The organism is Streptomyces sp. NPDC058246 (assembly GCF_042881985.1).
Taxonomy (GTDB): Bacteria; Actinomycetota; Actinomycetes; order Streptomycetales; family Streptomycetaceae; genus Streptomyces.
Window position 1 is genome coordinate 24618 of record NZ_JBHVWZ010000053.1, and the last position, 7808, is coordinate 32425.

Below are 7808 nucleotides of genomic sequence, written 5' to 3' on the forward strand. Positions count from 1 at the left end.
GGCCGGTGAGCCGGCTCAGCCGAGGGCCTGCTGCAGGTCCTGGAGCAGGTCGTCGACGTTCTCGATGCCCACGGAGAGGCGCACGAGATCGGCGGGGACCTCGAGCGCGGAACCGGCCACCGACGCGTGCGTCATCCGGCCCGGGTGCTCGATCAGTGACTCGACGCCGCCCAGGGACTCGCCGAGCGTGAACACCTTGGCGCGGTTGCAGACCTCGACGGCCGCCTCCTCGCCGCCCTCGACCTGGAAGGAGACCATGCCGCCGAACGCCCTCATCTGCTTGGCGGCGATCTCGTGACCGGGGTGGTCCGGGAGGCCCGGGTACAGCACACGCGTCACGCGCGCGTGCCGGGTGAGCATCTCGGCGACCTTGCCGGCGTTCTCGCTGTGCCGGTCCATGCGCACGGAGAGCGTCTTGGCGCCGCGCAGCACCAGCCAGGAGTCGAAGGGCCCGGCGACCGCGCCCATCGCGTTCTGGTGGTAGGCCAGCTCCTCGCCGAGCGCCTGGTCGCCGACGACCAGGGCGCCGCCCACGACGTCCGAGTGGCCGCCCATGTACTTGGTCAGGGAGTGCACGACGACGTCCGCGCCGAGCGCCAGCGGCTGCTGGAGGTAGGGGGTGGCGAAGGTGTTGTCGACGACGAGCCGGGCGCCCGCCTCGCGCGCGATCTGCGCGATCGCCGGGATGTCGGTGATACCGAGGAGAGGGTTGGAGGGCGTCTCGACCCAGACGGCCTTGGTCTTCGGGGTCAGGGCGGCCCGTACGGAGTCGGGGTCGCTGGTGTCGGCCACGGACCACTCGACGCCCCACCGGGAGACGACCTTCGCGAAGAGGCGGAACGTGCCGCCGTACGCGTCGTTCGGGATGACCACGTGGTCGCCGGGGCTGAGCAGCGTACGCAACAGGCAGTCCTCGGCCGCCAGTCCGGACGCGAACGCGAGGCCGCGGCGGCCGCCCTCCAGGGCGGCGAGGTTCTCTTCCAGGGCCGTCCTGGTGGGGTTGGCGCTGCGGCTGTACTCGTAACCGCCGCGCAGCCCGCCGACGCCGTCCTGCTTGTAGGTCGAGACCTGATAGATCGGCGGGACGACCGCGCCGGTCAGGGGATCGGCGGTGTTGCCCGCGTGGATCGCGAGGGTCTCGAAGTGCTGACTGATGTGCCTGTCGCTCATGGGTCCCGAGCGTAGTGCGCCCGCGGGGATGATGACGGCGGAGGCCACCACGGCGGGCCGAACCGGCCGGGGCGGAGCCGCCGCGGAGGGCCCGACCGTGCGGATCGGCGCCGCCGCGAAGGCTCCGGCCCGAGCGGGTTGGAGCCGCCGCGAAGGGCCCCGCCCGAGCGGGTTGGAGCCGCCTCGAAGGGCCCCGCCCGAGCGGATCGAAGCCGCCTCGAAGGGCCCCGCCCGAGCGGATCGAAGCCGCCTCGAAAGCCCCCGCCCGACCAGATCGGAGCCGCCTCGAAGGCCCTCGCCCGACCGGGTTGGCCAATTGTCGGACGCGTCTGGTTCGCTTGAGGCATGGAGATTCTCTGGGTCCTGATGGCGCTGGCGATGTTCAGCCTGGTCCTGCTGCCGGTGTTCAGGCGCAGGCGCGCCGGAATTCAGCTGGCCTCGCCCGGCGACCCGGACGCGGCGGACCCGGCGAACTACGGGTTCCTGCGGCAGGAGGAGCTGGACATCCGCATGCCGGGCCCCGACCACGACCTGCTGGACGTGCTGGACCTGGTGCAGCGCACCCAGGACTACCGCGCCGCGTCGCAGCTGCTCGCGGGCACGGAGACGGACGGCGAGCGGCGCTGGCAGCGGGTGCAGGCCTTCGCGGGCGCCGCGTCGCTGGAGTTGCAGCAGCGCCCCGGCGGGGTCAGCGAGACGCCCGGCGGGCAGTGGCTGCGGGTGTGGCGTGCCGAGCAGCCCAAGGACGCGGGCGGCGCGGCGGTGCACGCGGAGTTCCTGGTCCAGCAGGCGTGGCGTACGTCGACGCCGGGCACGGACGAGTTCCGGATCATCATGGAGGAGGCGAAGGCGGCCTGCGGCGAGGCGGCGCTGCTCTCCCCCGGTGACCCGGTCCCGTACATCATCGAGCTGTCGGTGGCGCGCGGACTCGCCTACCCCGAGCCGGAGTTCGAGCAGCTCTGGCTGAAGATCCTGGACCGCGCGCCGGCCCACATGGGGGCGCATCTGGCGGCCCTGCACTACTGGTGCGAGAAGTGGCACGGCTCGCGCGAGGTGGCGTACTCCTTCGCCGAAGCCGCGGCCGCCCGCGCCCCGCAGGGCTCGCTCCTCGCCGCCATGCCCCTCTTCGCGGTCTTCGAGCACCTCCCCGAGGTGAACCTGGTCCGCAGCTTCTACCAGAGCGAGGTCGTCACGAAGGCGGTCCACGGCGCGCTCCACGCGGTGCACGCGGCCCGCCCCGACGATCCGATGCTGGCCCACGTCCGCCACCTCCTCATCCTCTTCCTGGTCCGCGGCGAGCGCTGGTCGGAGGCCATGAACCAGCTGGTGCACGTCGACGGCCACGTCGGCGCCCTCCCCTGGACCCTGACCCCCGACCCGGCCGCGGACTACGCGATCTACCGGGCACTGGCGGTAGCGGGGTACGAGGCGAACGGCGGAAGCCCGGCGACACTGTCGCACTGAGGGGTGCGGGGCGGGCGCTGGGCCGGGCCGGCGGCGGGCGCGGGCCGGGCCGGGCCGGGCCGGGCCGGGCCGACGACGGTGCGGGGCGCCCCGCCGGACTGATGTACCGGCGGCCCTGGGGCGGCGGCTCGTTTTCGTGCCCAGTGCGTGTCAGCAGGTACGCACCAGCCCCGGGCGACCTGTCGACCTGGCGACCTGGCGACCCGAGCGAGACGAGTTCGTCTTCGCGTGTGTCAGTAGGCGGACCGGCGGCTTCAGAGGGCGATCGGCCTTGTGGGCAGAGGGGGTTGGCGGGGAGGGATGTTCCTATACTGACCCGATGATCGCCGTTCCGCTCAGCGCGCTCGAAGTGGCCATGGTCCAGACGGGCGCCCGAGCGGCTGACACGCTACGAGACACCACCGAGTTCGCCCGGCGTCTTGAAGACCTCGGTTACCTGCGGCTCTGGTACGCCGAGCATCACCATTCTCCGGCCATCGGAGCGTTCCCGCCCATCGTCCTGGCCACCCACGCGGCCGCGTTGACGTCGGCGATCCGCCTCGGCTCCGGGGGAGTTCTCGCTCCGAACCACGCCCCGATCATGCTGGCGGAGCAATTCGGCACACTGGCCGCACTGCACGCGGACCGGATCGACCTTGGCATTGGTCGTGGCCCGGGCACCTTCGACGACTCCACGGCGCGGGCTCTGCGCCGTGGCGCCGGTCCGACAACGGACGACGAGTACCGCAGCGATGTGTCAGCGACTCTGCGACTCCTGGTGGACGAGGTCGCGCTCGACCCACTCCCGGAGCCATGGCTGCTGTCGTCGAGCACGGCCGGTGCAGCGCTTGCCGCGGAACTCGGACTGCCGATCGCCTTCGCCCATCACATCCGTCCCGACAACACCCTGGCGGCGCTCAGCCACTACCGCGAGCATTTCTCCCCGTCCCGCTGGTGCGAGCGCCCACGTGTGCTGATCTGCGTGGAGACGGTGTGCGCCGAGACGGACAGGGAGGCGGCCCGGCTCGCCGGCCCGATGGATGTCGTGAAGGCCGGACTCCTCAAGGGACGGGGCGACATCCCCTTCCCCACGGTCGAAGAGGCGGCGGCCCACTCATTCACCGCGGAAGAAGTGCGGGCACTGACGAGCTTCCGTGCCCAACAGGCGCACGGCTCACCCGAGACCGTCGCGAGGCACCTGACGGGCCTGGTGGACATGACCGGTGCCGACGAACTCATGCTCGTGACGCCCGTCTACGCCTTGGCCGACCGGCTGAGGTCGTACGAACTCGTCAACGAGCACGTCATGACAAAGAGCACGTCTCCCATGGGGACTTCGTCATCCGGCATGACGACCTCCTCATGACCGCCCGTCGCCGCCGCTTCCGTAGGGGCGCGTCAGGATTTCCAGGTTGTGGCCGTTCGGGTCGTCGAAGTACGCGCCTCGGCCGCCGTCGTTGCGGTTGATCTCGTTGACGCGGCGGTGGTACGGGTCCGCCCAGTAGGTGAGGCCCGCTGCCCGTATGCGGGCGAAGATCTCGTCGAAGTCCTCCTCCGAGACGAGGAAGGCGTAGTGCTGCGGGGTGATCGGCGCGGTCGTGTCCATGTAGTCCAGGGTGACGCCGTTGGGGACCGGGACCGGCATGAACGGACCGTACTGCGGGCTCACTCGGAGACCCAGGATGTCGGCGAGGAACTGGGCGGAGGCCGCCTTGTCGTGGGCGGCGACGATCGTGTGGTTCAGCTCTATGGGCATCGCGAAACCTCCCCGTACGTGCCTGTACTTCCCTCCCTTCCAGCCTAGGCAACCCGGCCCCGATCCCAGACTCCCGCCCAGACGAGCCAAGGTAAGGCTTGCCTTAGTCATTGATCGGAGTCCTGCGTACCTTGGGATCGAAGGCCGTGCTGGCCGTTGCTGTCGCCGGTGGGCTGCAACACCCGCGACACGGGCGGCACCGGTGGCACCGGCGATACCGGCGATACCGGCGACGGCAGCGGCACCGGCAACGCCGGCAGACTCAGGCACCTCAGTCAGCTCAACTCCCCCTGCGTATCCGCACTCGGCCGGTCTCGCCGTGCTCCGGTACCGGCGCGTCTCGCTGCTCCTGCACCGGCGTTCAGCGGTCGTCGCCGTCGTCCTGGTCCTGCTCCTCGCGGGCGTCATGCTGCTCTCGGCGTGCGCCGGGCAGTCGTACGTTCCACCGGGCGAGGTCTGGCGGGTGCTGCGCGGCCACGGAGGTCCGTACGACCTGGTCGTCGGGGAGCTGCGGGTGCCGCGGATCGTGCTCGGCGCGCTGGTCGGGGCCGCGCTCGGGCTGTCCGGGGCGCTCGTAGGAGGCCGGCATCGAAGGGGCGCGGGCGCGCGAACCCCTACTGCTACTGCGAAGCGGCCCCCGCGCAGCGGCTGCTGGGGCTGGACTCCGACACCGCCGCCGCGCTCGGGGTGCGCGTGCAGCGGGTGCGGCTCGGGCTGACCGTTCTGGGTGTGGTGCTTGCCGCGACCGCGACGGGGGCGGCGGGACCGATCGGGTCTGTCGCCCTGACCAGCCCTCAGTGGGGCCGCCGCCTTGCCCGTGTCCCTCAGTTGCCGCTGGCCGTCTCGGCGTTGACCGGGGCGGTCGTGGTGGTCGTCGCCGATCTCGTGGCCCGCACGCTGATGCCGCCGTTGGAGATCCCCGTCGGAGCGCTCACGTCCCTGGTCGGAGGGCCGTACCTCCTCTGGCTGCTGGGTCGGTCGGGACACCATCGGTGACCCGGCGACCTTGCCGCCGGGGGGGGGGGGGGGCGGGGGGCCCCCCCAGGCCCCCCCCCCACCCCCCACCCACCCACACCGACCGCGCCATGTTCCACCCCCCCCAGGGGGCGGGGGGGGGTGCGGCACTCCTTGGTTCCCCGGGCGCCTTGGCGGCGTGGGGGGGGGCGGGCGGCTCCCCCCCCGGGCCCCGCCCCCCCACCGCTACCCCTACCACCGAGTCCGGGACTGGATCGTCGCCCCACTGGGTCCGGGACTAGATCGTCGCTGTGTCGATCACGAAGCGATAGCGGACATCGCTGGCGAGTACGCGCTCGTACGCGTCGTTGATCTCGGAGGCGCTGATCAACTCGATCTCGGCGCCGAAGCCGTGTTCGGCGCAGAAGTCGAGCATTTCCTGGGTTTCCTGGATGCCGCCAATGCCGGAACCGGCGAGGGTCTTGCGGCCGGCGATCACCGAGAAGAGGTTGAGGGAGACGGGCTCCTCGGGCGCGCCCACGTTCACGAAGGCGCCGTCGGTCTTGAGGAGGGACAGGTAGGCGTCCAGGTCCAGCGGGGCGGAGACCGTGGACAGGATCAGGTCGAAGGAACCACGCAGTTCCTCGAAGGTCTTCGCGTCGGTGGTGGCGTAGTAGTGGTCGGCGCCCAGCTTCAGGCCGTCCTCCTGCTTACGCAGCGACTGGGAGAGGACGGTGACCTCGGCGCCCAGCGCGTGCGCGATCTTGACGCCCATGTGGCCGAGGCCGCCCATGCCGAGGATCGCGACCTTCTTGCCGGGGCCGGCGTTCCAGTGCTTGAGCGGGGAGTACGTGGTGATGCCGGCGCAGAGCAGCGGGGCGGCCTCGTCCAGGGAGATGCCGTCGGGGATGCGGACGGTGTAGTTCTCGTCCACGACGATCTTCTCGGAGTAGCCGCCGTAGGTGGGCGTGCCGTCCACCCCGATGCCGTTGTACGTCGGGACGTTGCCCTTGACGCAGTACTGCTCCAGGCCCGCCTTGCAGTTCTCGCACTCGCGGCAGGAGTCGACCATGCAGCCGACGCCCACGCGGTCGCCGACCTCGAACTTGGTGACGCCGGAACCGACCTCGGAGACGATGCCGGCGATCTCGTGGCCCGGCACCATCGGGAAGATCGCCTCTCCCCAGCCCTCGCGGGCCTGATGGATGTCCGAGTGGCAGATACCGGCGAACTTGATGTCGATCAGGACGTCGAACTCACCGACCTCGCGACGCTCGACGGTGGTGCGCTCCAGCGGAGCCTTGGCGGCGGGGGCGGCGTACGCAGCAACAGTGGTCATGCCGGGGTTCTCCTAAGGAGTGGTCTGTCCTGTGCCCGGCTGCCTTCGGTCGGGCACATCGTCCACCTTGCCGCACCCCCCAGAGTCCACCCAGGTCACGGCTTTGCGTACGTCCGCTGGTCCTACCACTGGCGGGGTCAGGTTCGTCTGCGTATGACCGTGAATACTGGACGTATGGATGACCAGCCCTCTCTGAGCCCCGCGGAGCCGGGACAGCCGCTGGACCGGCGTGCCGAGCTCAGCGAATTCCTGCGCACGCGCCGGGCCCGGCTGAAGCCGGAGGACGTGGGGCTGCCGGACTTCGGGCGGCACCGCCGGGTGCCGGGGCTGCGCCGCGAGGAGCTGGCGCAGCTGGCCGGCGTGTCCGTCGCGTACTACACCCGTCTCGAACAGGGCAACGGGCGGAACGTGTCGGCCGAGGTGCTCGACGCGATCGCCCGCGCCCTGCGGCTCACCGACGCCGAGCACGCGCATCTCACGCATCTCGCGAAGCCCAAGCAGCACAAGAAGAAGCAGCCGGCCCGGCCGCAGCAGGTGCGGGCGGCCTTGCGGCAGCTGCTGGACACCCTGGACGGCGTCCCGGCGTACATCACCGGGCGGCGCTCGGACATCCTCGTCTGGAACCGGATGGCCGCGGCCGTCTTCGGGGACTGGTCGGAGCTGCCGCCGCAGGAGCGGAACTGGGCGCGGATGGTGTTCCTGAAGCCCGAGTACCGCGATCTGTTCGTCGAGTGGGAGCAGAAGGCGATCGACATCGTCTGTCTGCTGCGCATGGACGCGGGCTGCCATCCGGACGATCCGCGACTGTCCGCGCTGGTCGGGGAGCTGTCCGTGAAGAGCGAGGACTTCCGGCGGCTGTGGGCCACGCATGACGTGAAGGAGAAGACCCACGGAGTGAAGCGGCTGCGGCATCCGCTGGTGGGGGACCTGGCGCTGCAGTTCGAGTCGTTCCGGCTGTCCGACGACAGTGAGCAGGCGCTGATCACGTATCACGCGGAGCCGGGGTCCGCCTCGGCGGATGCGCTGCGCTTGCTGGCCAGCTGGGGCACGGACGCGACCCGGGCGGGGGCCGCTTCGCAGTAGCAGTAAGGGTTCGCGCGGGTGCCCCCCCCCCCGGTCATCGGGGCGGGGAACACCCCGCACCGG

Annotated in this window: 8 protein-coding genes; 5 read left to right on the plus strand and 3 right to left on the minus strand. The window is 71.1% G+C overall.

Annotation, left to right across the window (positions count from 1 at the left end; genetic code table 11):
- Window positions 1–15: 15 nt before the first annotated feature.
- Window positions 16–1170 (minus strand): cystathionine gamma-synthase, encoded by a 1155-nt coding sequence (locus ACFVXA_RS39605; protein ID WP_362032593.1) that lies wholly within the window; start codon window positions 1168–1170, stop codon window positions 16–18.
- Between the two features lie 345 nt (window positions 1171–1515).
- Between ACFVXA_RS39605 and ACFVXA_RS39610 the strand changes: the two genes are divergently transcribed.
- Both ACFVXA_RS39610 and ACFVXA_RS39615 read left to right on the plus strand, forming a co-directional pair.
- The gene (locus tag ACFVXA_RS39610) at window positions 1516–2634 is read left to right on the plus strand and encodes a hypothetical protein (protein WP_362032596.1); all 1119 of its coding nucleotides are present in this window, start codon (window positions 1516–1518) and stop codon (window positions 2632–2634) included.
- A 319-nt stretch (window positions 2635–2953) separates the two neighbouring features.
- On the plus strand, window positions 2954–3979 hold the full coding sequence (locus ACFVXA_RS39615; protein ID WP_384025808.1) for an LLM class flavin-dependent oxidoreductase: 1026 nt from the start codon (window positions 2954–2956) through the stop codon (window positions 3977–3979).
- Here ACFVXA_RS39615 and ACFVXA_RS39620 read toward each other — a convergent pair.
- On the minus strand, window positions 3974–4369 hold the full coding sequence (locus ACFVXA_RS39620; protein ID WP_362032602.1) for a VOC family protein: 396 nt from the start codon (window positions 4367–4369) through the stop codon (window positions 3974–3976). The two genes, ACFVXA_RS39615 and ACFVXA_RS39620, sit on opposite strands and share 6 nt — an antisense overlap.
- A gap of 406 nt (window positions 4370–4775) precedes the next feature.
- Here ACFVXA_RS39620 and ACFVXA_RS39625 point away from each other — a divergent pair, with 406 nt between their 5' ends.
- Together ACFVXA_RS39625 and ACFVXA_RS39630 are read left to right on the plus strand one after the other, a co-directional pair.
- Window positions 4776–5087: an iron chelate uptake ABC transporter family permease subunit gene (locus ACFVXA_RS39625; RefSeq protein WP_362032641.1), complete on the plus strand. Its 312-nt coding sequence runs from the start codon at window positions 4776–4778 to the stop codon at window positions 5085–5087.
- Entirely contained in the window at window positions 5063–5365 is a 303-nt protein-coding gene (locus ACFVXA_RS39630) for an iron chelate uptake ABC transporter family permease subunit (protein WP_390028659.1), read from the plus strand. Before ACFVXA_RS39625 ends, ACFVXA_RS39630 begins: the two co-directional genes overlap by 25 nt.
- Before the next feature lie 256 nt (window positions 5366–5621).
- On the opposite strand, the gene ACFVXA_RS39635 is transcribed toward ACFVXA_RS39630, so the two are convergent.
- A complete protein-coding gene (locus tag ACFVXA_RS39635; RefSeq protein WP_390028660.1) occupies window positions 5622–6662 on the minus strand; it encodes an NAD(P)-dependent alcohol dehydrogenase in 1041 nt (346 codons plus the stop codon).
- Between the two features lie 174 nt (window positions 6663–6836).
- Between ACFVXA_RS39635 and ACFVXA_RS39640 the strand changes: the two genes are divergently transcribed.
- Complete coding sequence (locus ACFVXA_RS39640) at window positions 6837–7745, plus strand: helix-turn-helix transcriptional regulator (protein WP_362032608.1); 909 nt, start codon at window positions 6837–6839, stop codon at window positions 7743–7745.
- The last annotated feature ends 63 nt before the right edge of the window (window positions 7746–7808 follow it).